Source organism: Ruegeria sp. AE4, assembly GCF_056542185.1.
Genome location: NZ_JBQFZK010000018.1, coordinates 1 through 25,896, shown reverse-complemented (window position 1 = coordinate 25,896; position 25,896 = coordinate 1). Strand labels below are relative to the sequence as shown.

Genomic DNA, 25,896 nt, shown 5'->3' with positions numbered 1-25,896 from the left:
ATGCTGGGGCTGATCAGCAACGAAGGTGTGACGATCCAGGAACATAATCTGGATGACAGCCCTCTGGCTGTGCGGGGCCTGACGGTTTCCTACGGGCAGAAGCCAGCGGTCTTTTCGGTTGATATGACAGTAACGCCCGGCGCGATGACCGCCATTATCGGGCCGAACGGTGCTGGAAAGTCAACGCTGCTCAAGGCGGCGCTGGGCATCGTTACGCCATTGTCGGGGCAGGTGACCGTATTTGGTCAGCCGCTGAATTCGCAACGCGCACGTGTCGCCTATGTTCCCCAGCGTGCCAGCGTGGACTGGGATTTCCCGACACGGGTGATCGACGTGGTTCTGATGGGTCTGTCGCGTGAACTGGGCCTGTTGGGCCGCTTGCGCGCGCGCCACAAGGCCCGTGCGATGGATTGCCTGAACCGTGTGGGTATGCGCGATTTCGCGGATCGCCAGATTGGCCAGCTGTCCGGTGGCCAGCAACAGCGTGTGTTTCTGGCGCGTGCTCTGGCTCAGGATGCTGATCTGTACCTGCTGGACGAGCCGTTTGCCGGTGTCGACGCCGCCACCGAAAAAGCCATCATCGCGGTGCTGAAATCCCTGAAAGAGGCCGGTAAGACAGTCGTTGTGGTGCATCACGATTTGGCCACCGTGACCGACTATTTCGACCACGTTTTCCTGATCAATACCCGCAAGGTGGCCGAGGGGCCGGTGGCCGAGGCGTTCACGGCGGAATCGCTGCAATCGGCCTATGGTGGCAGGTTGGCAACGGCGCAGATCGATCAGATTTCACGCGCGCTGGGATAGTTCATGCTTTGGGATGCTCTGACCCTTCAGCTTGGCTATAACGCCACGCTGGTTGCCATCGGTGCAACATTGCTGGGCGTGTCGGCGGGCGTGACGGGGACATTCCTGTTTCTGCGCAAGCGCGCCCTTGTCAGCGACGCAATCAGCCATGCAACCCTGCCGGGCGTCTGTATCGCTTTCATGGTGCTGGTCGCGCTGGGCGGGGACGGGCGCAACCTGCCGGGCCTTTTGGTGGGGTCCGCTATTTCCGCCTGGGTTGGTCTGTTGTGCATGAATTGGCTGACACGGCGCACCCGCCTGGCCGAGGACGCCGCGATCGGTGCGGTTCTGTCCGTGTTCTTCGGCTTTGGGATCGTGCTGCTGACGGTCATCCAGACCATGGGGGTTGGCCGTCAGGCCGGGCTGGAAGGTTTCCTGTTGGGTTCAACCGCCGGAATGCTGTGGGCCGATGCGGTGATCATCGCACTTGGTGGCGCCTTGACGTTGGCGCTGGTGCTGATCATCCGCCGTCCGATGACCCTTGTCGCATTCGATCCCGAATACGCAGCGGCGCGCGGGTTGCCAGTGCATCGTATCGACCTGGCCATGATGGGGCTGGTCATGGCCGTGACCGTGGTCGGTCTGAAAATCGTCGGCCTGATCCTGATCGTGGCGTTGCTGATCATTCCGGCGGTGACCGCCCGGTTCTGGTCTGACCGCTCGGAACGCGTTGTTCTGCTGGCCGGGTTGGCAGGTGGACTAGCCGGATTTATCGGCGCTGCCATATCCGCATCTGCGCCCAATCTTCCAACCGGCCCGATCATCGTACTGGTCAGCTTTGCCTTTTTCCTCGCCTCCCTCTTCTTCGCCCCGATGCGTGGCGTTCTGGCGGCGGTGCTGCGGCATCTGCGGTTTCAGCGCCGGGTGCATATTCGTCAGGGACTTCTGGCGCTGGCACAAGGGCAGAAGATCTATGAACCCCTGACCCTGCGTTTGCTGCGGCGTGCCGGGCTGGTCCGGGCGGATGGCGTGGCGACGGACACCGGCAAGGCCCGCGCGGCCAAGGCCCTGCGGGATGAAAAGCGATGGGAAATCGTGCGCGCCGATCAGGCGCACGAGGCGACAGCTGCGCTCTATGACGGGTTGCGTGATATCGAGACCGTTCTGACACGCGACCAGATTGATGAGATCGACCGCCAGATTGGCGGACCGCAGGGGATACCGGCATGAGTGGTGAAGAATTCGTTCCGCTGTCTCTGACGCCGCTGCTGATCGGAACATTTGCGGCCATCGCCTGTGCCTTGCCCGGCAACTTTCTTGTGTTGCGAAAACAGGCGCTGATCGGCGATGCGATCAGCCATGTAGTGCTGCCGGGTATCGTTGTTGCGTTTCTGCTGACAGGTGCCATATCCACCTGGCCGATGATGTTGGGTGCGGCTGGGGCCGCGGTTCTGGCTGTTGTCCTGATCGAGGCCATTCGCCGACTGGGGCAGATCGAACCCGGGGCCGCCATGGGCGTGGTCTTTACCACCATGTTCGCAGCAGGCGTTCTGCTGCTTGAGCAGACGGATACGTCAACCGTGCATCTGGATGTGGAACATGCGCTTTACGGCAATCTCGAAAGCCTGATCTGGCTGGACGCGACCGGGTGGTCCTCGTTGCTGGACGCTCATGCCCTTGCCGGATTGCCCCCGGAACTGCCCCGTATTGCGCTGACACTGGTGGGTGTGATGCTGTTTACATGGCTGTTCTGGCGGCCGCTGAAAATATCCACCTTTGACGAAGGTTTCGCCCGCACGATCGGTATTCGCACGGGACTTCTGGGCATGGCGCTCGTCATCACTGCGGCTATCGCGGCGGTTGCCGCTTTTGACGCTGTGGGCTCGATCATCGTGATCGCGATGTTTATCTGCCCTCCGGCAGCTGCGCGGATGCTGACCAACCGGCTTGAGGCACAGATTGGCTGGAGTGTCGTGATCGCTATAACCTCCGCCGTGACGGGGTATGTGATAGCAGGCTACGGGCCCCTGTGGCTGGGTGCAGCGGATGCGGTCAGTGCGGCAGGGATGATCGCAACAATGTCCGGGCTGATCCTGGCGCTGGCGGCCATGTTTGGCCCATGCCGCACACGCGTTGGTGTTCAGACGTCAGCCTGAGACGGCATTTTCCTGCCGCAGATGCCTATGCGTCATCGGCCAAACTCTGCCCAGATGCCGTTAAGGTTAATCTTAAGCAGATTTTTGGGAAGTCTCGTGCTAGAGGGCTGCCCATTGATTAGCTGAACACACCACTCACTTTGGTACGCCCGGATGGTACGGAATGGGGATTCATTCACGGCCATCCGGGCGCCACTTTCCGATCAGAAGACATGCTCAAACCGGTGGCAGAATCGTGCGCGGTTGTGCTAGGTCTAGGGGTATGGCGCAAACAAACCCCAATATCAGCGAAAATCGCCCCGTGATCAGACAGCTTGACGATGCTGCCATCAACCGTATTGCGGCGGGTGAAGTGGTGGAACGCCCGGCCTCGGCGGTCAAGGAACTGGTCGAGAATGCACTTGATGCCGGGGCCGCGCGTGTAGCCGTCGAAATCGCCGACGGGGGAAAGACACTGATCCGCGTGACCGACGATGGCTGCGGTATCCCGGCCCAAGATTTGCCGCTTGCCCTGTCGCGCCATGCCACATCAAAGATCGACGGATCGGACCTGCTGAATATCCACACCTTCGGGTTTCGAGGCGAAGCTTTGCCCTCGTTGGGGGCTGTCGGACGCCTGACCATAACCAGTCGCGTGCCCGGTGCGGACGCGGCGCAGATCCATGTTGCGGGTGGCAAGATGGGTTCGGTCAAGCCTGCCGCCCTGCGCGCGGGCACGGTGGTCGAGCTGCGCGATCTGTTTTTCGCCACCCCCGCACGGCTGAAATTCATGCGCACCGACCGGGCCGAGGCGCAGGCGATCACGGACATGGTGAAACGGCTGGCGATGGCCGAACCATCCGTCACATTTACCCTGCGCGATGTCTCGGGCGGTGGCGAAGGCCGTGTTATCTTCCGCGCGGATCGCGAGAATGGCGACCTGTTTGATGCCCTGCACGCCCGTCTTGCCCGTGTGATAGGGCGCGAGTTTGCCGAGAATGCGCTGCGGATCGATGCCACGCGCGACGGTCTCAGGCTTTTTGGTTATGCGGCCCTGCCGACCTATTCCCGTGGCGCTGCGGTGGCGCAGTACCTTTTCGTCAACGGGCGTCCCGTGCGCGACAAGATGCTGACCGGCGCTTTGCGGGCGGCCTATTTCGATTTCCTCAGCCGGGACCGTCACCCGGCCGCGGCATTGTTCATCGACTGCGACCCGACATTGGTTGACGTGAACGTTCACCCTGCCAAGTCCGAGGTCCGGTTCCGCGATCCCGGCGTTGCGCGCGGGCTTATCGTGTCCAGCCTGCGCCACGCTTTGGCCGAGGTAGGGCATCGTGCGTCATCGACCGTGGCCAATGCGACCCTGGGTGCAATGAGACCGGAGCCTGCGCAGTCTGCACCAGCGCGGGTCTATCAGATGGATCGCCCGTCGCCCGCAGCGCGCCAGGCCGCGTACCGGGCGCAGGCTCCGGGTTTTGCGGAACTGGCGCATGATTACAGCGGCAGCATTGTCGATCCGACCCCGGTTGCACCCGTATCACAGGGTCAGGAGCCTGATGCGCAAAACCTTCCGCTGGGCGCTGCGCGCGGGCAGGTGCATGAAAACTACATCATCGCCCAGACTGCCGATGGAATGGTGATCGTTGATCAGCACGCCGCGCATGAACGGCTGGTCTATGAAAAGCTGAAAACACAGATGGCCGAGACAGGCGTCGCGGCGCAGGCACTTTTGATCCCTGAGATTGTTGAGTTGTCCGAAGGCGACTGCGCCCGTCTGATGGCGGTCTGTGATGATCTGTCCCGTTTGGGGCTGACCATCGAACCCTTTGGCGGAGGCGCAATTGCCGTGCGCGAAACCCCGGCCATTCTGGGCGAGGTCGATGCGCGCGCGATGATCCTGGATATCCTCGACGAACTGGCCGATCAGGGCGAAACACAGATGGTGCAGGCAAGGATCGAGGCGATCCTCAGCCGGGTTGCCTGCCACGGCTCGGTCCGGTCCGGCCGCCGGATGCGGGCCGAGGAAATGAACGCCCTGCTGCGCGAGATGGAGGCGACGCCGCATTCCGGCCAGTGCAATCACGGGCGACCCACATATGTGGAACTGAAGCTAAGCGATATCGAACGCCTGTTCGGGCGCAGTTGATTTGGTGTCAAACAGGCCTTAAGAAGACAGAAACAAAACGAGAACATACTGAACCCCATGATCCAGATTGCAGGTATTGAAATAGCGCTGAATGATCCCGTGATTCTGGTTGCGGGCGGAACAGTCGCGCTGATCCTGCTGCTGCTGTTCCTGTCGTTGCGCGCAGCCAATCGCTCGGCCCGGATGGCGGAACCGCTGGCGCGGCAGATGGCGCTTCTGGGTCAGCATGTGCAGCAGCTGGGGCAGGGGCAGGAACAGTTGCGCGGCGGCTTGCAGCATGTCTCGGACACGCAGGCCAACGCGCAGGTGCAGGTGATCCAGACGGTCGAGGCACGCTTGTCCTCGGTTCAGCAGCAGATGAATGACCGGCTAGCGGATAACGCGATGAAATCGGCTCGCGCGCTGGCCGAGATGCAGGAACGGATGAAGGAAACCCTGCACGGTTCGTCAAAACAGACGGCGACATCACTGACGCAGCTGCAGGAACGTCTGGCCGCCATCGACAAGGCGCAGGACAATATCACGAAACTGTCGGGCGATGTTCTCAGCCTTCAGGATATCCTGTCGAACAAGCAGCGGCGCGGGATGTTTGGTGAGATTCAGCTGAACGATATCGTGTCCAAGGCGCTGCCCGCGGACAGCTATTCGCTGCAAGCCACCTTGTCGAACGGCAGGCGCGCGGATTGCCTGGTGCATCTGCCGAATCCGCCCGGCCCGATCGTGATTGACGCGAAATTCCCGCTTGAGGATTTCGAGGCACTTGCCGCCGCGCAGAGCAAGGCAGATGTTGAAAGATGCCTGAGGGCTTTTGGCGCTGCCGTGAAAGTGCATATCAAGGCGATTTCCGAGAAATACATCCTCGACGGGGAAACCGCTGACGGTGCCCTGATGTTCGTCCCGTCCGAAGCGATCTATGCCGAGCTGCACGCCCGCCTGCCCGATGTGGTGCGCGAAGGGTTTGCTGCCCGGGTCTGGATCGTCTCGCCCACCACCTGTATGGCCACGCTGAACACGATGCGGGCGATCCTGAAAGATGCGCGCATGCGTGAACAGGCCGGTGCGATCCGCAAAGAACTGGGATTGCTGCACAAGGATGTGGACCGTCTGGGCGACCGCGTTTCAAACCTCGACCGTCACTTCGGTCAGGCGGCCAAGGATATCTCGGAAATCAAGATTAGTGCCGAAAAGGCCGGCCGCCGGGCGCAGCGGCTGGATAATTTCGACTTCGAAGAAATCGCGCCCGATACTGAAACAGAGGTTGTGCCGCTGGCACGTCACGAAGGCTGAACATCCTGTTGAAGAACTGAACCGGCACCGGGCCGGTTTTGATGGGCCAGCGCCTGCAAGGGTTCAGATACGCAGAAAGGGCTGGAACAGGCGCGGCATCAGCTTGTTGAACTTCAGCGGCGCATCCGTAACCGCTAGGCATATGCAGTCTTCCGAGATATCCGCGACAGGTGTGTGTTCCAGATCCTCGTCGGCGATTTCAACATCGCCACGGGCAAAATGGTCAACCTCGTCCGAGAAAGCCCCTTGCAGAACCATTGTCAGCTCCATGCCGTTGTGGCCGTGATCCGGCACGGCAGCACCGGCCGGAATGAAAAGCAAGCGGGCGGTGGCGTCTTTGGTGGTCGGCAGGATCGCCTGTTTGACGCCCATACCTATCGACCTCCAGCGGATGTCCTTGACTGTTCCGCCCACGTAATCCTGCAACGGGGCCGGCAGAACTGCACATCCCGGGCGAACGGGCTTGGGCGCCGGAGCACCTTGGGAGATCAAAGCCATCGTGGCCGCCAGTGAAGTTTCACTCATGCTGACACCCTCACTCTGCTCGTCCAGAACATGCCCGCCAACGGCGTCATAGCTTTCTGCGCGCGCGCGGCAGTGGTCGCACAGGGACAGATGCGTGGCGACCATCAGATCGAAGGCTTCGGGCAGACCGCCTGCGGCATAGGCCATCAGCAGGTCATCTGTCAGGTGATGTTTGATCAACTTGCTCATCTTACTCATCTCAGTTCATCGCGTGGCGCAAGCGGTCCAGCGCCAGCCGTATGCGTGATTTGATCGTTCCCAGCGGCAACCCGGTTTGTGACGCAATTTCCCGGTGACTCAGGTCGCCGAAATATGCCTTCTCAATCAGGTCCCGCTGTGCATCCGGCAACGCTTTCAAGGCGGTGCGCAGTTGCGCAGTTTCCTGTTGCAGCGCGATGACGTCATCCTGATCAGGCTCAGCCTCGGGCCCCCAACCCAGATCTTCGGGTTCAGGGCGGCGTTGCTTGCGCAGCACGTCAATGCGCTTGTTCCGAGCGATGGTGAACACCCATGTGGCCACGGTGGCACGCGTCGGGTCGAACAGGTGGGCCTTGTGCCACAAGGTCGCCATCACTTCTTGCGCGCATTCTTCTGCCATGGTGGCATCAGCCCCTGACTTCATCAGGAACGCCTTGATACGCGGCGCGAAGTGCTGGAACAGCTCGGCAAATGCCGCCTGATCCTGCGCATCCCGGATGCGTCTGACGTGGTCCACCCATTCGGCCCTGGTCTCGCGCTTGCTGTTGATTTCGTTCACCCGCCTACCCTTGATGCGTTTGTGGACGCGCCAAGGTTGAGGGGCGGGTGTTTCAACCGCTGGTTCGTCCAAGGTCGCTGTGTTGGTCTCGGTAAACATAACCATATTACGGCGCATGTCCCAAGCCGGATCACTTTATCGGAACATTTTGATCCGCTCCCGGCCAAGTCTCGTAATATGAACACCAGCGGCAAAAAAGAAATCACGACTGCTCTGGCGGTTGTGCAAGGACCAGAAGATATCGGATGGTAAAAACGATAGATCATGTTGCAGGCCACACCTATCACGGCCGCAAGGGGGCAATCGACAACGCCTTCCGGTATTCTGTCGATTACATCCTGTTTGATCCCGAAGCCCGGTTGACCACGCCTTTTCTGTTTTCAATGGACCGGACAAATGTCACCAACTGGCGAACCCGCGATCACGGAGGAGAGCCAGGTCAAGGCCATGGTGCCGCCTGGCTGCGCGCGCGATTTGCCGAGATGGACATTCCGCAACCCGCGCAGGTCATGCTGCTGACCCAGCCAAGGGTGCTGGGCCACGTTTTTAATCCCGTCAGTTTTTGGTTTTGCTTTGACCGCGATGATCAGCTTTACGCCGTGGTGGCCGAGGTGACGAACACCTTTGGAACGCGCCACAGTTATCTGTGCCATAAGCCGGATTTTTCAACCATCGAACCAACCGACCGATTGGCGGCCGAAAAGGTGATGCATGTCTCGCCCTTCCAGAAGATTGAAGGCAGCTATACGTTCCGCTTCGACTACAGCCCGGATCGGGTTGGTGTGTGGATCGACTACACGCGCGCGGGTGGCGGGTTGATCGCGACACTGACCGGACCGCGCCAGCCATTGACCAGCCGGGTGATCCTTTGGTCTTTTCTGCGTCGCCCATTCGGTTCGCGGCGCACTTTTGCGCTGATCTTATGGCAGGCCTTCAGGTTGTGGCTGAAAAAAGCTGCCTTCCGTCCGTTTCGCAAGGAACCTGTGCCTGATCATCCAGTATCGCGTGTGGGGCAGTGACCAGCCTGTTTGTTCAAGATCAAAGACGCAGGCGCCTGCCAGTGGTTGTGATGGCGTAACAACCGCGAACACGAGGAGTCGAAGAGATGTTGGAAATCTCGGCAAGAAAAGTCGCCCAGGTCGCCATGATGGGCCGCGAGCTGAACCGGGCCGAGGGCGAATTGCGGGCGTTCATCGACCGCATGAGCGAAGACGAGCAGGCCGAACTGGTCGCCATCATGTGGATCGGGCGCGAGAGCTTTTTTGCGGAAGATCTGGCCGAGGCCATCGCCACCGCCAAGTCTGAGGCATCGACCCCTTGTGCAGACTACCTGATCGGAACACCGCACATGTCTGACCACCTTGAGAATGGTCTGGACGCACTGGGGATATCTGCGGAAGACGTGGAAAACGATCTGATGTAGACCGCGCGACATCATCGCTGCCCGGTGCCTGCGTCTGGCGGCGCCGGATATTGCCCGCCAAGGCAGACTAACAGCGACGGGGGTGTCAAGCTTTCGAGCGAGGTTGGTGAAAGTCTGTATTCGGTTTCTCTTTGCCTTCGAAGCCGCTGCGAATAGGTTTCTATGTGATCTTCTTGAAAAGCCGCCACTTTCCCAAAGGTGCGGCTTTGTAAGCCGTGTATTTCTACTGAGGTAGACAGTTTTCTGTCGCGGCCTTGAGGAAATCATTGCTGAACGGGGATTGCGCGTGGACCATGCTACATAGAACATGTGGGTCAAGCGGTTTTCACCGGTGATCGTACCGCGCGCAATCGATGAAGCGTCCTACACTGAATTCTTGGCGCATGGACGCCATATAGGTCCGTGTGCATGTCCATGGAAAGTGGATGTATCTCTACCGCGCTTTAGACAAAGCGGGAAATACTCTTCATCTCATGCACCAAAACGAAAGTTCTGCCTAACGTTCTCAAGAATTTGCGGAACAACCGCCACGGTTGTGGCTGGACTGTGGATCCGTTTCAGTTGCTGGATGTCAGCCTGATCGAAAATGCTGCGCCAGAAAATCAATCAACGCGCGCACCCGGGTCGTCAGGTGACGATTGGGTGGATAGAGCGCATAGAGGCCGAAGTTTTCCGTTTCATAGTCCTGAAACAGGTGCTCTAGGGTACCCTCTTCCAGACTGCGGGCAATCACATAGTGCGGGCAACGCGCAATACCCAGCCCGGCGATCGCCATGTTGGCAATCGCCGCCGGGGCATTGGCATGAAACATTCCCGCCACCTTGACCACAATATCCCTTGTCCCGGCTCGAAACCTCCATGCTGTTGCGTCGGCCGGATTTTCGTCAATCAGGCAGTTATGTGTGGCCAGTGCCATCGGATCACCCGGACGCCCCCTTTCCGCTAGATAATCAGGCGACGCGCAGACGATCAGCGGCATATCGGACAGCTTCCGCGCAATCAGGGTCGAATCCCGCAACACCCCGATCCGTATGGCAAGATCGAACCCCTCTTCAACAAGCGCCACGCGCGAGTCCGACAGTTTAAGGTCGATATCGACCTTCGGATGCGCCCGCAGAAACGAAGCCAAAGCCTGAGTCAGGTTGATGCTGCCGAACCCGGTTGGTGCGGTTATTCGGATTGGCCCGGCCAGTGCCGATTGCCGCTCCTGAACAAGGTCTTCCAGCTCGTCGATTTGTTCCACGATCGGGCGGCAGCGTTCAAGGTACGCGATGCCGACGTCCGTCAACGAAACGCTTCTGGTTGTCCGGTTGAACAGCTGCGTCGATAGCTTGGCCTCCAACTGGGCAACATACTTGCTGACCAGTTTGGTAGACAGGCCCAGCCGCCGCCCCGCGGCAGTGAACGATCCCTCATGAGCAACCGCCATAAATGCCCGCATCGTGTCAATTGTATCCAACGCAGCGCTCCTTCGTCAGGTTGGTGTTTGGTCAATTATACCCAATTTGTTCATAGTTACTGAATAAAACGCAGGATTATAACTAAGAAAGGTTTTGCCATGTTCTAGCCAGTGACCGCTGACGAACATCGCCAGCTCGCTCCCAAGAAACTCCTCCGAAAGGAAACAGACATGCCAAACGCAATCCGTATCCACCGTCATCCCTTGTCCGGGCATTCACACCGGGTGGAACTATTCGCCAAGCTTGGCGGCATCAATCACGAGCTGATCGATGTCGACCTGCTGTCTGGCGAACACAAGAAAGAGCCGTTTCTTTCCCTGAACCCTGCCGGGCAGGTGCCGGTGATTGAGGACGGTGAAATCGCGATCGCCGACTCCAACTCTATCCTCGTGTACCTTGCGCGGAAATACGCGCCTGATTGGCTGCCGACTGATCCGGTGCGCGAGGCGGAAGTTCAGAAGTTCTTGTCGCTGGCCGCCGGCGACATCGCCCACGGCCCTGCGGCAGCACGATTGATCACCGTTTTTGGCGCTCAACTGGATGCAGAACGTGCCAAGGCCATCGCCAAATCCGCCTTTGACCGGCTTGAGGCGCATTTGAACGGACGCGACTGGCTGGTCGGAACCAGCCCATCCATCGCTGATGTCGCGATCTACAGCTATACGGCCCATGCGCCTGAGGGAAACGTTTCACTGGATGATTATCCCAATATCCGCGCCCTGCTGGCCCGGGTTGAGGCGTTGCCCGGCTTTGTGGCCATGCAAAGCACCAAGGTCGGCCTCGCCGCCTGACACCAGAGCGCGCCCGGCCGTCAGGACCGGGCGCATGCGTCCAAACTTTGCCGCCCCAGGAGAGACCCCATGATTTCCATCGAACCCAGCGACAGCAGCACTTCCCCTTTTCATCGGGGTGAACACATGGCGCAGGCGCGGCTGGGTGTCCGCGACATTGAACACTGGGCACGGAAAGTTGTCCGCGACCACATGCCCGAACAGCATCGGGATTTTCATACCGCCCTGCCGTTTCTTGTGATGGCCGCGCGCGATGCGCAAGGTCGGCCCTGGGTTACGTTATTGGAAGGGCCAGACGGGTTCGTCTCTGCACCAGATAACAAAACGCTTTCCATTACTGCCTTGCCAGCCCAAGGCGATGCATTGCACGGTGCCCTTCACCCCAAAAGCGATGTTGGCATCCTTGGTATTGAACTGGCCACGCGTCGGCGCAACCGTATCAATGGCCGCGCCGGACGCGTCACTCCGACCGGTTTTGATTTTCACGTTGACCAGACCTTTGGCAACTGCCCGCAGTATATCCGTGAACGCGCGTGGCACCGGGTTGATGACTCGAGGCCCGGACCGACAACACTCGGCCAATACTTGACGCCGGATCAGGTCCGGTGGATCGAAACAGCCGATACTTTCTTTATCGCCAGCGGCTATCGCGAAGAGGGCGAAAGCCCGACTTACGGGATGGATGTGTCCCATCGTGGTGGCGACCGTGGTTTCGTGCAGGTTCTGGACAACCGGCGGCTGCGGTTTCCCGACTATGCCGGCAATAACCACTTCAACACTATCGGCAACCTGTTGCTCGACCCAAGGGCGGGATTTCTGTTCGTCGATTTCGAAAGCGGCAGCTTGCTGCAACTGACCGGCGTCGCCTCGATCGACTGGGCCAGCGATGAGATCACAAATTTCCCGGGGGCGCGGCGGCTGGTGACACTGGAGATTGACGAGGTCGTGGAAATCCGCGCGGCAGTCAGCCTCAGATGGACTTCGGATGCAGATTCTGTCCGATCGCTCCGCCTGATCGAAAAGATCCGTGAAAGCGTCGATGTCGCCTCGTTTGTTTTCGAAGCTCGCGACGGTGGCCACTTGGCTGGGTTCGAGCCCGGGCAATACCTGCCAATCGAGCTTGAAATTCCAGGGATCGCCGAACCGGTGCGCCGGACCTATTCGCTCAGTAACGGACCGAACAATCATCGCTATCGGATTACGGTCAAGCGTGAGCCAAAAGGGATCGCATCGCAGTTTCTGCACGATCATCTGGAACTGGGCGCAATCATCAACAGCCGTCGGCCAGCGGGTGATTTCACAATGACTTGCGACCGGTGCCCATTGGTTCTGGTCAGCGCAGGTGTTGGTATCACACCGATGTTGAGCATTCTGAATAAGGTCGCAGACGAGCGCGGCAACCGCCCTGTCTGGTTCATCCACGGTGCTCGGGACGGTCAGCACCATCCAATGGCCGGTGAAGTTCACGATCTGGCCTCTAGGCGGCCGGGGATCACGACGCATGTGGCCTATAGCCAACCAACGCCAGAGGATGAGTTCGGAATGGACTATGACTCGCATGGCCGTGTCGATGGGGCGCTTCTGGCGCAACTGATCAACGATGCCAGCGCGCATTACTTTCTGTGCGGCCCTGTCAGTTTCATGGCCGAGATCCAGGCCGATCTGGAACGCCGCGGCATCTCTCCGGAACATATTCACACCGAAAGTTTTGGCCCCACTGGGTGATTTGACGTGATCCTGCGTGGGCAAATGAAGCTCAAACCACCAGAGCAAGGACATACGTGCCTTTTGTTCGTTTCGTTTGCATTGTGTTGTTGGGATAGCGTTCACCGGCCGGAATGATTTCGCCATTCCAGCTTTCAATCGAAACTCACCGGCTTGTATTTGAGTAGTTCGAGTTTTTAGGCGTCAGACACCAACTCCTCAGTTCCTCTCGCTGTTATTCCTAAGTCGTTCCTACGATTGCATATACGTCTTAGGAAAAGTGCGACGCCCTCGGCCGCCTGCCGACACAGAAACCTCCCCAAGCTGCAGTAAGAGTGGCAGGTCGAAGTTCGACGCTTCAGTATTCCAGTGCTGCCTCACGTTTCAGGCGGCTTGCGGCAAAATCGACAAATGCGCGAATCTTTGCGGACACCATCCGCCCTTCGTGGTGCACGATGTGAACCGGTGCAGGAGCCGGTTCAAAATCAGATAACACTGCCTTTAGCCGTCCGTCCGCCAGATATGGTGCGACTTGATAGGACAAAAGCCGGGCCAGACCCTGACCGCGAAGTGCCATTTCGATTACAGCATCGTTGGTATTCATGCTGATCCGTGGATGAACACGCACAAGCTTCGGGTTGCCCAGGTGGTCAAACTGCCACTGGCCTGACGGCGACAGGGCTAGGGAATTGATCAGGACATGTCTGTTCAGGTCATCCGGGCTTTCGGGTTCGCCTGCTTGTTCAAGGTATTCGGGTGCTGCAAAAACAACCTGTCTGACAGAACCGCAACGCATCGCCATAAGGCTGGAATCCGCAAGCGGACCTATCCTGACGCCAACATCCACACCTTCGTCTATTAAATTCACGATCCGGTCCACGTACAGCGTTCGCGCCTCGATTTTGGGATAGTGCCCCAGAAAATCAGCAAGAATTGGTGTGATGAACAATCTGCCAAACAACACAGACGAAGTGAGGTTGAGCAATCCTTTAGGTTCCGCATAGGTCCCGACCGCAGCGTTTTCTGCCTGTTCCAGATCAACGAGAATGCGCTTGGCATCTTCCAGAAATCTGCGCCCGCTTTCGGTCAACATGACAGATCGTGTCGTTCTTACGAATAAACGGACGCCCAACTCGCCCTCCAGTACCGAAATGGTGCGCGTCACAGCCGGTGGCGACATGTTCAGGTTGCGCGCAGCAGCAGCAAAGCCACCCAGGTCGGCCACCTTCGAAAAGACCAGAAGCGCGCGAAACTTGTCCATGTAATTATTCCAAAATAGTGAATAATAAATTCAAGCTTAATATCATTCTGCCAACAATTGAAACACACTATGTCTCAGGCGAAGACACAATCACTCCGCTAAGGCAAAAGCGCCCGCAGGAAATGGGAGAAATGCCATGAATGTAAGCCAAGCCATCGGCCAAAACGTGACTGTTCAGATCGTGCACGGTTTTGTGGACAACGGGCTAGGGGGCAACCCTGCTGGGGTTGTTCTGGATGCCGACGGGTTAACCGAGGCGCAGATGCTGAAGGTCGCGTCACAGGTTGGCCTGTCCGAAACCGCTTTTGTCTCGCAATCCGCGACCGAAGGTTTCAAACTGGACTTCTTCACCCCGAACCGCAGGATCGCGCATTGCGGCCATGCGACCATTGCCGCTTTTTCCCATCTGGAAGCACTTGGCCGTATTCCTGATCCTGTAACCTCAAAAGAAACTGTGGACGGCCCGCGCCGGATTCTGATCAAGGATGGTGCCGCGTTTATGGAACAGTTGGCCCCTAGATATGAAACGCCAGAAGATTGGACCTCTCAGGGTGTCAGTTTGCAGGACGTTTTGGGCTCTTTGGGGTTGTCCCCGAGCAATCTGGATCACGAAATGCCGCCCGTTCTGGTCAATACCGGCAACAGTTTTGTCGTGATCGGAGTAGCTGACAGGGAAACTCTGGCTTCGATCAAACCCGATTTCGAGCAGATCAAAACGATCAGCGACCGTCTGGACCTGATAGGATATTATGTGTTCACAACGGCCCAATGCTCGGACGGGCGCGACGCTACTGCACGCATGTTCGCCCCCCGATATGCCATTGATGAAGAGGCCGCGACGGGAATGGCCGCAGGGCCGCTGGCCTGTGTCCTGCACGACCTGGGTCACCGCCGTCAGCACGGGTTTCTGATTGAACAGGGCATGTTCATGGAAACCCCTTCGCCCAGTTTGATTCAGGTTGAACTGGAAGTTCGTGACGGCGCAATCGCCAGTCTAATGGCAGGCGGGCAAGGCAAAGTCATGCGGTCCTTTCAATTGTCGGTGTGACTAAAACAGCGTTTGGGGCGGCGTGTAACATTGCGCGCAGCTTTGTCGAGCAAGTTGAAGAGCGGTTTCACGCAAATCTTGCCGCGACCCTTCAAAACAACGAACTCTCTCCGAGCGCGGATATCGCAGCTTTTGCTGGGGCGCTCGTTCAGATTGTGACGTTCACGTTGAATAGTCGGGCAACCCAATCAGATCACATGATCAGAGCGCCAGGTATCCAGAATCTCCAAGGTCTTGTCTGAAAACTCGACATCGTTGATGTGGCTGTCAATTTCCACAAGTGTTACGTTTTCCGGACAGTTTTTTCTCAGCTCTTCGATGAATCCTGCAAGTCCCTCTACATCTTCCAAAATCGCCCCGGCCCTGTCCCATTCGTTACCGCCTCTGAGCGGCACAAGCAGAACAGTCGGGCCGGTTGCTTCAGAAAGTTTTGCGCACATGGTGCGTGCCATCTCGCGCCTTTGCTCGGCGCTCATGCTGACCGCAGTAATTAGTCGGTTGTGGTTATGAAGGTCATGATCCGCCAACGCTGGAGGAACGGGATGCCAGCCTACCAAATCGACTAGATCATAACACCCAATCGAAACAATCTGCGGCACACCGGCCTTGCCCGCATTGGTCATGCGATCTTCGCCGGCGCTGATGGCTGATCCCAACATGTGGTTGCCGACTTCTTGCGGTGCAAAGTCCAAAACGGCGGCGAATTCACCTTTTGAAGCAAGGCTTTCAAATGCGCGCCCTCCCATGCCCGTAGCATGGAAAACGGCCAGTTCAAACCCGCGCGCCTCAAGGGCGGGCTTCAGGTGCACCATATAGCGCAAGACTGTTTTGCCGAAGGATGTCATCCCGATTAGAGGGCGGTCTTTCTTCATCGGACGGGCAGCGCGTGCGGCCCCCAGAACCGCGCCAGCAGCTTGCCGGAGAGAGGCTTCGCAGACCGAGTTAAGCCCGTAAAGACCACCAGCCCAAAGGATCATCTGAACGTCTGCCGGCAGCCGCTCGGGCGGGATCATCGGCGAGAAAGAGACAGTTGAGACGATGTATTTAGGCACACCAATGGGCAAGGCACAGCACAGATCAAGGGCCAGATCGGTCCCCATTGAACCGCCCAAAACCAAAACGCCATCGAACACGCCCTCATGGTGCAGCCGTGCAACCAGCAGGGCTGCACCTTTGGCCATGATCTGCATCGCAAGGTTTTCGTCACCGCCATCAATGGCTTCCTGTATTGTGTGGCCACCCTCCTCTGCCACCTGATGCTTGGAGTAATCAGTGGGGTGACTGGGGTCGCCAAGCACACTGATGTCCATGGTTTTCACCAATCCACCCTGTTCACGGATCACGTCAGAGATGAAGTTCAGTTCATCATCTTTGGTGTCATAGGTCCCAACGACAAGAATAGTTCGATTGGTCATAGGCCGCCTTTCAGGTTCAAAGTTTGATCCAAGCTGTTTTCAGCTCGAAATACTTGTCAAAGGCGTGCAGCGATTTGTCATGACCGTTGCCAGACTGCTTGACGCCACCCAATGGAACCGTTGTGTCGGCCCCTCCATAGGTGTTTACATGGACAACCCCTGCCTGAATGGCCCGGATCATGCGGTGGGCGCGCGACAAGTTCGACGTCCATACTGCGGATGCCAGACCGTAATCGGTTCCATTGGCAATTTTGATTGCCTCTTCTTCGGTGTCAAAGGGAATGACCGCAAGAACCGGGCCAAACACTTCATCCGTTGCCAGCCGATCGGTGGGGTGAACCCCCGTTACAACCGTCGGGGCCATGTGTCTAACGTCAGCGCATATGGGACCATTTAGGCCAATTTGATAAGAGAGAGTTTCTGGGTCATCGTAACCACCAAGGAGTGGACGATGAGAAAGACAACGAGGAGCCCTGGCGAGAAGATCGTCAAAGATATCAAGCGGGCAACACGCAAGCAGTATTCCAGCGAAGAGAAGATCAGGATCGTGCTTGATGGGCTGCGTGGCGAGGACAGTATCGCGGAGCTGTGCCGTCGCGAGGGTATATCCCAGGGCCTGTATTACAAATGGTCCAAGGACTTCATGGAGGCCGGGAAGAAGCGCTTGGCTGGCGATACAGCCCGGGCTGCGAACACGGACGAGGTCAAAGAGTTGCGCCGTGAGGTAAAAGACCTCAAGGAAGTGGTCGCTGAACAGACGCTTGAGCTGCGTCTTCTCAAAAAAAGCATGCTCGGGGATGGGGACGACCACGAATGAGGTATGCCGCATCAGAGAAGTTGGAGATCATTAGGCTGGTGGAAGAAAGTCATCTGTCGGCGCGTCGGACACTGGCCAAACTGAGCATTCCCCGCACCACATTTTACCGCTGGTATGACCGGTACCTGCAACGTGGCGAAGCTGGTCTCGCGGATCAATCTCCCAAGCCAAAGCACGTCTGGAACCGCGTTCCCACCGACGTGAAGCGTAAGGTTGTGGATCTTGCGCTAAAGGAGACAGAGCTGTCGCCACGCGAGTTGGCGGTGACCTTCACCGATCAGGAACGCTATTTTGTGTCGGAATCCACGGTCTATCGCACGCTCAAGGCGCATGACCTGATCACCAGCCCGGCGTTCATCGTGCTCAAGGCAGCAGATGAGTTCCAGCATAAGACGACGGCCATCAACCAACTCTGGCAGACGGACTTCACTTACATCAAGGTGCTGGGATGAGGCTGGTTTTATCTCAGCAAGGTTCTGGATGATTACAGCCGCTATATCGTCTCTTGGAAGCTTTGCACGAACATGCGGGCGCAGGATGTGACGGATACTCTGGATCTGGCGTTGCAGGCTTCGGGTTGCGATCAAGTTCATGTCGTTCACAAGCCACGTCTGCTCAGCGACAACGGCTCAAGTTAAGTGTCCGGTGACTTGGCTGAATGGTTGCAGGACAAAGGGATGAAGCACTCTCGCGGTGCGCCGTATCATCCGCAGACTCAAGGCAAGATCGAACGCTGGCACCAGACCCTCAAGAACCGCATCTTGCAGGAAAACTACTTCCTACCCGGTGATCTTGAAGCCCAGATCACGGCCTTCGTCGATCACTACAATCATCAGCGCTTCCACGAGAGTATCAACAACGTCACGCCCGCCGACGTCTACTTCGGCCGAGACAAAGCCATTCTCTAAAAAAGCGAAAGGATCAAACAAAACACATTCGAAGCCCGGCGCTTGCATCATCGCAAACAGGCCGCATAATCAAACCAACCAGATGAGCCAAACCCTCCTCTAGTTTAGGCAGCCTTTGGTCCCAAAAACCCTGACGACGGACAGAGCGACTGCTGGGACAGCCTTGAGAAGAAGTTCGACGGGACTCCGGGTAAGAAATGATGGGTCTTAAGTTATATACCTATTGGAGATCGACCACATCCTATCGGGTGCGTATTGCATTAAACCTGAAGGGTGTGCCGTTCGAAAGCTGCCCGGTCAATCTGGTGAAAGGCGAGCAAAGAAGCGCAGCCTATCAAGCGATGAACCCCGGCAAGGGCGTCCCTGTGTTAGAGCTTGAGGATGGCACCAAGTTGACCCAATCTCTGGCTATCCTTGATTATCTTGACCGCGCCTATCCCGACCCGGCGCTTCTGCCGGACGACCCGATTGCGCGGGCCAAGGTGATGGCGGCGGCGCATGTGATTGCGCTGGACATCCATCCGGTGAACAACCTGCGCGTTGTTCAACATTTGGACGGGATGGGGCACAGCAAAGCGGAAAGTGTGGACTGGATGGTCCACTGGATGAACGAAGGTCTGACCGCGTTTCAGGCTATGCTGCCCCAAGGCACCCGCTTTGCCTTTGGCGACATGCCATCGCTTGCGGATATCTGCCTTGTATCGCAGCTTTACAACGGGCATCGCTGGGGTGTGGACATGACGCCCTTTGCGCGTCTGACCGAAATCGAAGAAACCTGTCTGGCCCTGTCCGCCTTCGCCGATGCGCGACCCGAGGTACAGCCGGATGCCGAGTGAGGATCACATGAGCCAACTGAAAAAGTCATGGGTGGACAGCGCGAACTCTGCCGAGACCCCCTTTCCCCTGAACAACCTGCCTTATGGTGTGTTTTCGACCTCAGACAGCGCACCGCGCTGTGGCGTGGCCATCGGGGATATGATCCTTGATATGCACGCTGCCGAAGAAGCTGGCCTGATCGAGATTGGTGATGAACCCGTTTTCGACGTGCCCTTCTGGAATGAATTGATGGAGCAGGGATCGGACGCATGGGCCGCCCTGCGCGCCCGTCTGGAACAGCTGCTGGGCGAGGCTTCGACCGAACGTGACACTGTTGAGCCTCTGTTGGTCGCCCAAGCCGATGCCGAGCTGCACATGCCGTTCCTTGTGTCCGAATACACCGACTTTTATGCCGGTCGTCAGCACGCCGCGAACATGGGCGCGATCCTGCGCGGCTCGCCCGAACTGCCGGCCAACTGGCTGCACATTCCGATCGGTTATAATGGTCGCGCGTCCTCGGTTGTGATCTCGGGTACGCCGATTCACCGCCCGAACGGTCAGCGCAAAGCGCCCGACGCCGAGATGCCCAGCTTTGGCCCCTCGATGCGTCTGGATATCGAGCTGGAAATGGGCGCCATTGTTGGCAAACCGTCCGAGTTAGGCCAGCCGATCACCGTGGATGAAGCCGACGACATGATCTTCGGCTATGTGCTGCTGAACGACTGGTCCGCGCGTGACATCCAAGGCTGGGAATACCAGCCGCTTGGACCGTTTCAGGGCAAGGCGTTTGGCACCTCGATCAGCCCCTGGATCGTGACCGCCGCCGCGTTGGAAACGTTCCGTGTGCCAACGCCCGAACGCGAGAGAAAGCTTCTGCCCTACCTCGACGGCTCAAAGGACGGCCTTTACGACATTGAGCTTCAGGTGCTGATGCAGCCTGATGGAGCCGAGAAGGCGAGCGTCGTTGGCGAAACCAACTACTCCCGCATGTATTACTCGGCCGCCGAACAGCTCTGCCACCACGCCATCGACGGCTGTGCGATGAATGTGGGCGACCTTCTGGGGTCTGGCACGATCTCAGGCCCAACCAAGACGGAATACGGTTCTCTGATGGAGATGAGCTGGGCTGGTCGCGAGCCCTTCACGCTCGATACCGGCGAAACCCGGACTTTCATCGAAGACGGAGACACCCTGACCCTGCGCGGTGCGGCCAAGGGCGAAGGCTTCCAGATCGGCTTTGGCGATTGCGTCGGGCAAATCCTGCCCGCCGTTAACTGGCCCAGGTAAGTGGCGAGCAGGGCAACATCGGTAGTTCCGCACCCGCTGTTTGAAAACCTGTGATCCCACTCGATCATGTTGTTCAAAAAGCCATTCCAGAAACTCTGGAATGGCTTTTTGGGTGCGATCAGGCCGTATGATCCACGATCTGTAAGTGCTGGGCCAGTCGGTCGATCTCGGCCATCCAGCCTTGTACCAGTTTTGGGTCGCTTGGGGCTGCGTGAACACCTGCCGGGATGGCGCGGTTCATAACGGCCTCGACGGCAAGTGAAACCGGGATCGAAACCAGACGCGCCATTGCTGTGCCGCGCTCGTCGCCCCAGGCGTCCATGACATAGGTCTTGTGCCAGACTTCGACGCCGTCTTTCTCGGCTTTCAATCCAACACACAGCACCACGCGGTCGGGCTCACCTTCGTCATAGGCGTTTTCGCCCCAGAACTGGTCGGACATCTCTTTCAGACGCGCATCCCCTTCCGGGCCCGACAGGGTTTCGATTTCACGGAACACGTCCGACCACGCATCCGCCCAACCGTTCAGGCGCAGGGTGCCGCGAACGAATTTCCTGACGGGCCAGTGATCCTCGAACTGGTACTGCGCCTTGAACGGGATCGAGTCGCGGTTGGGATAGACCTCGAAACTTTCCGGCGTTGGCAGCGGCGCGATATAGCTGCTGATCGCATCCCACGGGCGGGCAACGCCCAGCGGGGCATAGTCGCGGATCGACTTCGATGGCGACCGAAGCGCCTTGAGCACACCCAACGGCGACCAGCTGAACTTGTAGCGGAACGGGTTCGGGATCTTGGGAATGCCACCGCAATACGAAATAAAGCTCAGGTGGTTTTGCGGATCGAACACATCCGAGGCGCGATAGTCATCGACCAGCGCATGCGCCATCAGGTGGTCGATGCCCGGGTCCAGACCAACTTCGTTGACCAGCGCCACACCGGCCTCGCGCGCCTTGTCGTCCAGTGCGCGCATTTCGGGCGCGATGTAAGACGACGACACGAAATTGGCCTGCTTGGCAATCGCCAGTTCCGCCAGTGGTACGTGCCAGTCGCCCGGCAGCATGGACACGATCACGTCGCCCTTCTCAAGCACATCACCCAGTGCGTCGATGTCGAAGGCGCGGATATCGTCGGTCAGGTCCCCAACCTCGGCCTTGGCTTTTTCGATCGTCCGGTTCCAGACGGTGACCTTGCGACCACCCTCGATCAGACGGCGCAGGCCGGGGATGGCCGACAGGCCGGTGCCACACCAGTGAATCGTCATCGCTCAGATCCCTTCGATATGTGTTTTGTAAATCGCTTCTGCCCGACCCCAGACGCCGCTGTCCAGATCGGTCAGGGTCAGAAGCGACGGCAGAAGCTGTGCCGCATAATCTTCCGAACTTTCGACCGGCAGCATCGACGGCAGGTTATCGATGGCCATCACGTCCATCACCGGATCGGTTGCCACGCGCAAAGCAGGCGCGTCCCATGTGGTTGCACGGTCATAGACCGGCACCGGGTTGTAATCACTGTCCGGGTCGCAGGCGACATCGCCGATGGCGGTCAGGTTGCGCGGGGCAGTCAACGCCTCACGCGGAACAAAGACCGGGGTTCCGGGGCGCGCGAAAATGCAGTTCAGGAACAGGTCGTGGTCCAGAATTTCGGGAAACGGCCCGCCGCTGACGGTTTCCGCCATGTCCCATTTGGTGACGTCGACGCCCATCGCGTCGCACAGGTCTGCGGCCCCCGTACCCACGCGGCCCAAAGCGCCGATGACGATGGCGCGGGGGCGTGGGGCTCCGGTGGCGTCCAACTCGGCCAGCAATTCTGCGTTCAGAACGTCTTTGCCTGCATACACCCCTACCGGCGGGCATTCCTCGCCCCGTTGTTGCGCCGCCCATGTCTTGAGCGTTACCGCAGCGCCTGCATACCCAGCCCAATAGCCAAAGGCGGCAACCCGGCGGCCATCCTCACCCACCAGGTATTCCAGATCATAAAGCGTACCGCCCCCGGCCTTGAACCGCTCCAGCAGCGCGCGACCCGAATGCTGGCCCTTATAGGCATGGCCGAACATGATGTGGCGATGGGGCAGGGGGGTGCCATCTTCGGGCAGTTCCTTGAGGCCAAAGATGATCGCATCCAGCGGGGCTTCGGGCCACGAATTCTCAGCCGCGATTGCACAGCCAGCGTCCTTGTAGCCATCAATCGGAATGGCGCGGACATGGCTTTCTTCGACTGTCACGCGGAGACCTGCGGCGATCAGTGCCGCGGCCCCTTCGGGTGTCAGCCCCACCCGTTCCTCGTTCGGGCGCTGTTCCGCCCTGACCCAGAGATGTGTCATCTTACTTCCTTTTGTCAGAGCATCCCGGCAGCGCGCACCGCCTGAACCGAAGGCCGTGCCTCCATCGCCTCGCGGAAGGCGATGATCCTGGGGAAGGCCGAGACATCGACGCCGTCGCCTTCCAGCCAGCTGCAAACCACATAAAGATAGGCATCGGCCAGAGAGAACGCGTCCCCCAGAACAAACGGCCCGCGCAACCCGTTTGACGAGATATAGTCGCAAGATGCAGTCATCGTTTGCGCGACCTTGTCCGTCATGTCTTTCCAGCTGGACTTCTTGTCGGCCCAGCGATGCCCGCGCAGCTTGTGGGCGTGGTTCACATGCATGGTCGAGGCCAGATAGAACATTACCTCACGCATGCGGGCGGCCATGACCGGATCAGCTGGTACCAACCCGGCCTCGGGTGCCTTGACCGCAATATATTCCAGCAACGCGCCGGTCTCGGTCAGGATGCCGCCATCGACCACCAGCGCCGGAACGCGCCCCTTGGGATTGATCTGCTTGTAGGCCGGTTTTGTCTGTTCCCCATCGGCAAAGTCCAGCTTGATTGCTTCATAGTCCAGCCCGGCCTCTTCCAGAGCAATCGCAACAGCGACCGAGATGGTTCGGGGTGCATAATAAAGCTGCATCAGGGATCTCCGATCTGGTTAGAGGTGGGTTTGCGCGAACTGCCGGTCGGGTGCTTCCAGATGCGGCACCGCATTGAACAGGACCGGGCTCAGCTGTGCGCCAATCGGGTGCAGACGATGCATCGACGTGTTCATGATGGCAAGGGCCACCCGCGCCATCGACGGGATGTCCAACCCCATCGCCTGCCGCACCACCATCGAGATCAACCCGCCCGAGGTCACGACAATGGCCGGTCCGCCCTCGGTCCCGATCTCGTGCAATGCATCGCGGACGCGGGCTTCAAACGCGTCGAAGGATTCCGGCGCGTTCTCGATCTTTCCGCTGGCCCAGGCCGCGAAGGTTTTGGGCAGGTGTTCGACAAATCCCTCGCGATCGGTCGGGATTTCGACGCCGTGCTGTTCTTCGAACAACTGTGCAAGGGTGAAATACTCGATCTCGTTCAGCCGTGCGTCGCTGACAGGATCGGTCAATCCCATGCTGGTCACCGTCTCGGTGTGGCGGGTCAGGGTGCCACAATAGACGCGTGTATAGTGGCTGCGGGTGTCACGCAGATGCGCGCCCAGCCAGCGGGCCTGTTGATGGCCCAGATCGCTCAGCTTGTCATAGCTTGCTTCGTCGCGCGCCGTCGTGTTTGCCTGCCCGTGGCGCACCAATGTGATATGTGACATGTCGCTCCCTCTTGCGCCGAAGTCTTAGGGCAGGTTCCCTGCCGGGACCAGAGGGGTTTCTTGATCTCACCGGAAAAACATTCGCAGCTGTCCGGTTTCTGGCTATGGTCGCCCTGACCAACCACGCCCGGAGGGATTCATGGCCGTCGACCACACGCGTTTTCTGGAGGATCTGCACAAGCTGCGTGAATTCGGTGCCTCAGGTGTGGGCAAAGGGGTCATCCGCCCGGCCTATTCCCAAGCGGATATCGCGGCGCGCCAATGGCTGGCGGACCGTATGGCCGATGCGGGTCTGACACCGCTTTTCGACCCGGTCGGCAACCTCTTCGGGCTGGCGCCTGGCCGCTCTCTGCTCATGGGGTCGCATTCCGACAGCCAGCCCGAAGGCGGCTGGCTGGACGGTGCGCTCGGCGTGATTGCCGCGCTGGAAATCGCGCGGTCCAGCGACCAGCCGATCTCGGTCGTCAGTTTTCAGGACGAAGAAGGCCGGTTCGGTGTGACCACGGGCTCGGCGGTCTGGTCCGGCGGTCTGCCTCTGGACAAGGCCGATGTGTTGACCGACGGTTCTGGCGTCAGCTTTGGCGAGGCCCGATCTTCCATGGCGGATCTGTCGCAGGGTTTTGTCGATCCCGCGCGGTTCAGCGGCTTTGTCGAGATGCATATCGAACAGGGCCCCTCTCTGGACGCAGCGAACGAGCAGATCGGCGTCGTGACCGATATCGTCGGCATCCGGGACATATCGGTCACTTTCGAAGGGCAGCAGAATCACGCGGGCACCACACCGATGCATTTGCGCCGGGATGCGTTTCAGGCGTTGTCACTGTTCAACACGCGCCTCAACGAACGGGTTCGCAACGTGGTGACACCACAAACCGTCTGGACCATCGGGCGGGTCGATCTTCACCCCAATGCGTCGTCCATCGTGCCGGGTCGGGCGCGGTTCTCGATGCAGTGGCGCGATGGCGATCCGGATCGGCTGTCGCGGATGGAGGAGATCATCCGTACCACAGCGCAGGAAATAGCCAGCGAACAGGACATGGTGCTGACCTACGGCCCTTTGCTCGGGTTGGAACCCGTCACGATGGATCAAACGCTGCGCGCGGCGCTGGAACATGGGGCCGAACAGGTGGCCCCCGGCAAATGGCGCAGGATGCCGTCGGGCGCGTTGCACGATGCCACAAACGTGTCGCGCCTGATGCCCGTTGCGATGCTGTTCGTGCCCTCAATCAACGGTGTCAGCCACGATTTTGCCGAAGATACCGCCGAAAGCGATCTTGTCGCCGGGCTGAGGGTGCTGGATCTCGCAGTGCAGTCACTTGGCGGACAGGCGCGATAAGGTGCAGGCAAAATACCGTTTTTTCAGGCCATTGCAGTCGGCTTGCCTGGTGTTATCGTCGCGTTCAAAGCTTTGATCGGCAAACCCTTGCAGAGGCCAAATGACAAATGTTGCCTAACGGAAAAAAGTTTCCTATAGGAACGCAATGGATGCATACGCCCGTATACAGACTTGCCCCACAGGCGGCGCGCCGGTTCGCAAGTTGACCGGAATCGTTGCAATATTGACTACTTGAGGCAGACTGACGGGAATGCGTTCCAAACCGAAAGATACGAAAAGGTATCCAAGATGACCGAGATTAGACGCACGCCGCTTTTTGGGCTTCACGTTGAGTTGGGCGGCAAGATGGTTGATTTTGCCGGGTGGGAGATGCCGGTTC

At 58.7% G+C, this 25,896-nt stretch carries 23 protein-coding genes and 2 pseudogenes; 15 read left to right on the top strand and 10 right to left on the bottom strand.

The features are described from left to right. The 5 genes from ACR0EK_RS17240 to ACR0EK_RS17220 all read left to right on the top strand — a co-directional run bounded on the left by ACR0EK_RS17240 (nt 1) and on the right by ACR0EK_RS17220 (nt 6,351). Nucleotides 1-804 carry a metal ABC transporter ATP-binding protein gene (locus ACR0EK_RS17240; RefSeq protein ID WP_480967976.1) on the top strand — a complete coding sequence of 268 codons (804 nt, stop codon included), beginning with the start codon at nt 1-3 and terminating at the stop codon, nt 802-804. A 3-nt stretch (nt 805-807) separates the two neighbouring features. After that, nucleotides 808-2,013, top strand: a complete 1,206-nt coding sequence (locus tag ACR0EK_RS17235) for a metal ABC transporter permease (RefSeq protein ID WP_480833345.1) — start codon at nt 808-810, stop codon at nt 2,011-2,013. Next, entirely contained in the window at nt 2,010-2,939 is a 930-nt protein-coding gene (locus ACR0EK_RS17230) for a metal ABC transporter permease (protein ID WP_480833346.1), read from the top strand. The genes ACR0EK_RS17235 and ACR0EK_RS17230 overlap by 4 nt, the downstream gene beginning before the upstream one ends. A gap of 262 nt (nt 2,940-3,201) precedes the next feature. Next, entirely contained in the window at nt 3,202-5,064 is a 1,863-nt protein-coding gene (mutL, locus tag ACR0EK_RS17225; RefSeq protein ID WP_480967975.1) for a DNA mismatch repair endonuclease MutL, read from the top strand. Between the two features lie 57 nt (nt 5,065-5,121). Next, nucleotides 5,122-6,351 carry a DNA recombination protein RmuC gene (locus tag ACR0EK_RS17220; RefSeq protein ID WP_480900752.1) on the top strand — a complete coding sequence of 410 codons (1,230 nt, stop codon included), beginning with the start codon at nt 5,122-5,124 and terminating at the stop codon, nt 6,349-6,351. Between the two features lie 63 nt (nt 6,352-6,414). Here the strand turns inward: ACR0EK_RS17220 and ACR0EK_RS17215 are convergent, their stop codons facing one another. Beyond that, nucleotides 6,415-7,065 (bottom strand): ChrR family anti-sigma-E factor, encoded by a 651-nt coding sequence (locus tag ACR0EK_RS17215; RefSeq protein WP_480482874.1) that lies wholly within the window; start codon nt 7,063-7,065, stop codon nt 6,415-6,417. A 10-nt stretch (nt 7,066-7,075) separates the two neighbouring features. After that, nucleotides 7,076-7,732: a sigma-70 family RNA polymerase sigma factor gene (locus tag ACR0EK_RS17210; RefSeq protein ID WP_480900799.1), complete on the bottom strand. Its 657-nt coding sequence runs from the start codon at nt 7,730-7,732 to the stop codon at nt 7,076-7,078. A gap of 146 nt (nt 7,733-7,878) precedes the next feature. On the opposite strand from ACR0EK_RS17210, the gene ACR0EK_RS17205 reads away from it, so the two are divergent. From ACR0EK_RS17205 to ACR0EK_RS17195, 3 genes are all read left to right on the top strand, one after another. Next, entirely contained in the window at nt 7,879-8,652 is a 774-nt protein-coding gene (locus tag ACR0EK_RS17205) for a DUF1365 domain-containing protein (RefSeq protein WP_480900750.1), read from the top strand. Nucleotides 8,653-8,738: 86 nt separating this feature from the next. After that, nucleotides 8,739-9,056, top strand: a complete 318-nt coding sequence (locus ACR0EK_RS17200; RefSeq protein ID WP_209505065.1) for a DUF3775 domain-containing protein — start codon at nt 8,739-8,741, stop codon at nt 9,054-9,056. Nucleotides 9,057-9,460: 404 nt separating this feature from the next. Continuing rightward, nucleotides 9,461-9,556, top strand: a complete 96-nt coding sequence (locus tag ACR0EK_RS17195; RefSeq protein WP_480900748.1) for a hypothetical protein — start codon at nt 9,461-9,463, stop codon at nt 9,554-9,556. Between the two features lie 71 nt (nt 9,557-9,627). On the opposite strand, the gene ACR0EK_RS17190 is transcribed toward ACR0EK_RS17195, so the two are convergent. Then, complete coding sequence (locus ACR0EK_RS17190) at nt 9,628-10,515, bottom strand: LysR family transcriptional regulator (protein ID WP_480900746.1); 888 nt, start codon at nt 10,513-10,515, stop codon at nt 9,628-9,630. 171 nt (nt 10,516-10,686) lie between these two features. Here ACR0EK_RS17190 and ACR0EK_RS17185 point away from each other — a divergent pair, with 171 nt between their 5' ends. Both ACR0EK_RS17185 and ACR0EK_RS17180 read left to right on the top strand, forming a co-directional pair. Further along, nucleotides 10,687-11,307 (top strand): glutathione S-transferase family protein, encoded by a 621-nt coding sequence (locus ACR0EK_RS17185; RefSeq protein WP_480774255.1) that lies wholly within the window; start codon nt 10,687-10,689, stop codon nt 11,305-11,307. A gap of 69 nt (nt 11,308-11,376) precedes the next feature. After that, nucleotides 11,377-13,032: an FAD-binding oxidoreductase gene (locus ACR0EK_RS17180; protein ID WP_480900743.1), complete on the top strand. Its 1,656-nt coding sequence runs from the start codon at nt 11,377-11,379 to the stop codon at nt 13,030-13,032. 337 nt (nt 13,033-13,369) lie between these two features. Here ACR0EK_RS17180 and ACR0EK_RS17175 read toward each other — a convergent pair whose 3' ends face one another. Then, a complete protein-coding gene (locus ACR0EK_RS17175; RefSeq protein ID WP_480871430.1) occupies nt 13,370-14,272 on the bottom strand; it encodes a LysR family transcriptional regulator in 903 nt (300 codons plus the stop codon). A gap of 136 nt (nt 14,273-14,408) precedes the next feature. Here ACR0EK_RS17175 and ACR0EK_RS17170 point away from each other — a divergent pair, with 136 nt between their 5' ends. Beyond that, the gene (locus ACR0EK_RS17170) at nt 14,409-15,320 is read left to right on the top strand and encodes a PhzF family phenazine biosynthesis protein (RefSeq protein WP_480482885.1); all 912 of its coding nucleotides are present in this window, start codon (nt 14,409-14,411) and stop codon (nt 15,318-15,320) included. A 188-nt stretch (nt 15,321-15,508) separates the two neighbouring features. Here ACR0EK_RS17170 and ACR0EK_RS17165 read toward each other — a convergent pair whose 3' ends face one another. Both ACR0EK_RS17165 and ACR0EK_RS17160 read right to left on the bottom strand, forming a co-directional pair. Beyond that, the gene (locus tag ACR0EK_RS17165; protein ID WP_480560476.1) at nt 15,509-16,735 is read right to left on the bottom strand and encodes a Tm-1-like ATP-binding domain-containing protein; all 1,227 of its coding nucleotides are present in this window, start codon (nt 16,733-16,735) and stop codon (nt 15,509-15,511) included. 16 nt (nt 16,736-16,751) lie between these two features. Further along, nucleotides 16,752-17,102: pseudogene (locus tag ACR0EK_RS17160) on the bottom strand (aldehyde dehydrogenase family protein); the annotation flags it as partial. A gap of 84 nt (nt 17,103-17,186) precedes the next feature. Between ACR0EK_RS17160 and ACR0EK_RS17155 the strand changes: the two are divergent. The 3 genes and pseudogenes from ACR0EK_RS17155 (at nt 17,187) to fahA (ending at nt 20,563) form a co-directional block, all read left to right on the top strand. Then, a pseudogene (locus ACR0EK_RS17155) lies at nt 17,187-18,529 on the top strand (IS3 family transposase). A 131-nt stretch (nt 18,530-18,660) separates the two neighbouring features. Next, complete coding sequence (maiA, locus tag ACR0EK_RS17150; protein WP_480774251.1) at nt 18,661-19,296, top strand: maleylacetoacetate isomerase; 636 nt, start codon at nt 18,661-18,663, stop codon at nt 19,294-19,296. 7 nt (nt 19,297-19,303) lie between these two features. Continuing rightward, nucleotides 19,304-20,563, top strand: coding sequence for a fumarylacetoacetase (fahA, locus tag ACR0EK_RS17145; RefSeq protein ID WP_480967974.1), 1,260 nt, complete (start codon nt 19,304-19,306; stop codon nt 20,561-20,563). A 118-nt stretch (nt 20,564-20,681) separates the two neighbouring features. Here fahA and ACR0EK_RS17140 read toward each other — a convergent pair whose 3' ends face one another. From ACR0EK_RS17140 to ACR0EK_RS17125, 4 genes are read right to left on the bottom strand one after another with little or no spacing between them, the layout of a single operon-like run. After that, complete coding sequence (locus tag ACR0EK_RS17140) at nt 20,682-21,824, bottom strand: saccharopine dehydrogenase family protein (RefSeq protein WP_480967973.1); 1,143 nt, start codon at nt 21,822-21,824, stop codon at nt 20,682-20,684. Between the two features lie 3 nt (nt 21,825-21,827). After that, the gene (locus tag ACR0EK_RS17135; RefSeq protein WP_480967972.1) at nt 21,828-22,883 is read right to left on the bottom strand and encodes a saccharopine dehydrogenase; all 1,056 of its coding nucleotides are present in this window, start codon (nt 22,881-22,883) and stop codon (nt 21,828-21,830) included. A gap of 14 nt (nt 22,884-22,897) precedes the next feature. Then, nucleotides 22,898-23,512, bottom strand: coding sequence for a glutathione S-transferase family protein (locus tag ACR0EK_RS17130; protein WP_480624885.1), 615 nt, complete (start codon nt 23,510-23,512; stop codon nt 22,898-22,900). Nucleotides 23,513-23,530: 18 nt separating this feature from the next. Beyond that, nucleotides 23,531-24,181 carry a histidine phosphatase family protein gene (locus tag ACR0EK_RS17125; protein ID WP_480915120.1) on the bottom strand — a complete coding sequence of 217 codons (651 nt, stop codon included), beginning with the start codon at nt 24,179-24,181 and terminating at the stop codon, nt 23,531-23,533. 139 nt (nt 24,182-24,320) lie between these two features. On the opposite strand from ACR0EK_RS17125, the gene ACR0EK_RS17120 reads away from it, so the two are divergent. Continuing rightward, nucleotides 24,321-25,517, top strand: a complete 1,197-nt coding sequence (locus ACR0EK_RS17120; RefSeq protein WP_480967971.1) for a Zn-dependent hydrolase — start codon at nt 24,321-24,323, stop codon at nt 25,515-25,517. The last annotated feature ends 379 nt before the right edge of the window (nt 25,518-25,896 follow it).

Coding starts and splice junctions, on each gene's coding strand:
- ACR0EK_RS17240 (WP_480967976.1), top strand. CDS start 1: ATGCTGGGGCTGATCAGCAACGAAGGTGTGACGATCCAGGAACATAAT.
- ACR0EK_RS17235 (WP_480833345.1), top strand. CDS start 808: ATGCTTTGGGATGCTCTGACCCTTCAGCTTGGCTATAACGCCACGCTG.
- ACR0EK_RS17230 (WP_480833346.1), top strand. CDS start 2,010: ATGAGTGGTGAAGAATTCGTTCCGCTGTCTCTGACGCCGCTGCTGATC.
- mutL (WP_480967975.1), top strand. CDS start 3,202: ATGGCGCAAACAAACCCCAATATCAGCGAAAATCGCCCCGTGATCAGA.
- ACR0EK_RS17220 (WP_480900752.1), top strand. CDS start 5,122: ATGATCCAGATTGCAGGTATTGAAATAGCGCTGAATGATCCCGTGATT.
- ACR0EK_RS17215 (WP_480482874.1), bottom strand. CDS start 7,065: ATGAGCAAGTTGATCAAACATCACCTGACAGATGACCTGCTGATGGCC.
- ACR0EK_RS17210 (WP_480900799.1), bottom strand. CDS start 7,732: ATGTTTACCGAGACCAACACAGCGACCTTGGACGAACCAGCGGTTGAA.
- ACR0EK_RS17205 (WP_480900750.1), top strand. CDS start 7,879: ATGGTAAAAACGATAGATCATGTTGCAGGCCACACCTATCACGGCCGC.
- ACR0EK_RS17200 (WP_209505065.1), top strand. CDS start 8,739: ATGTTGGAAATCTCGGCAAGAAAAGTCGCCCAGGTCGCCATGATGGGC.
- ACR0EK_RS17185 (WP_480774255.1), top strand. CDS start 10,687: ATGCCAAACGCAATCCGTATCCACCGTCATCCCTTGTCCGGGCATTCA.
- ACR0EK_RS17180 (WP_480900743.1), top strand. CDS start 11,377: ATGATTTCCATCGAACCCAGCGACAGCAGCACTTCCCCTTTTCATCGG.
- ACR0EK_RS17175 (WP_480871430.1), bottom strand. CDS start 14,272: ATGGACAAGTTTCGCGCGCTTCTGGTCTTTTCGAAGGTGGCCGACCTG.
- ACR0EK_RS17170 (WP_480482885.1), top strand. CDS start 14,409: ATGAATGTAAGCCAAGCCATCGGCCAAAACGTGACTGTTCAGATCGTG.
- ACR0EK_RS17165 (WP_480560476.1), bottom strand. CDS start 16,735: ATGACCAATCGAACTATTCTTGTCGTTGGGACCTATGACACCAAAGAT.
- maiA (WP_480774251.1), top strand. CDS start 18,661: ATGGGTCTTAAGTTATATACCTATTGGAGATCGACCACATCCTATCGG.
- fahA (WP_480967974.1), top strand. CDS start 19,304: ATGAGCCAACTGAAAAAGTCATGGGTGGACAGCGCGAACTCTGCCGAG.
- ACR0EK_RS17140 (WP_480967973.1), bottom strand. CDS start 21,824: ATGACGATTCACTGGTGTGGCACCGGCCTGTCGGCCATCCCCGGCCTG.
- ACR0EK_RS17135 (WP_480967972.1), bottom strand. CDS start 22,883: ATGACACATCTCTGGGTCAGGGCGGAACAGCGCCCGAACGAGGAACGG.
- ACR0EK_RS17130 (WP_480624885.1), bottom strand. CDS start 23,512: ATGCAGCTTTATTATGCACCCCGAACCATCTCGGTCGCTGTTGCGATT.
- ACR0EK_RS17125 (WP_480915120.1), bottom strand. CDS start 24,181: ATGTCACATATCACATTGGTGCGCCACGGGCAGGCAAACACGACGGCG.
- ACR0EK_RS17120 (WP_480967971.1), top strand. CDS start 24,321: ATGGCCGTCGACCACACGCGTTTTCTGGAGGATCTGCACAAGCTGCGT.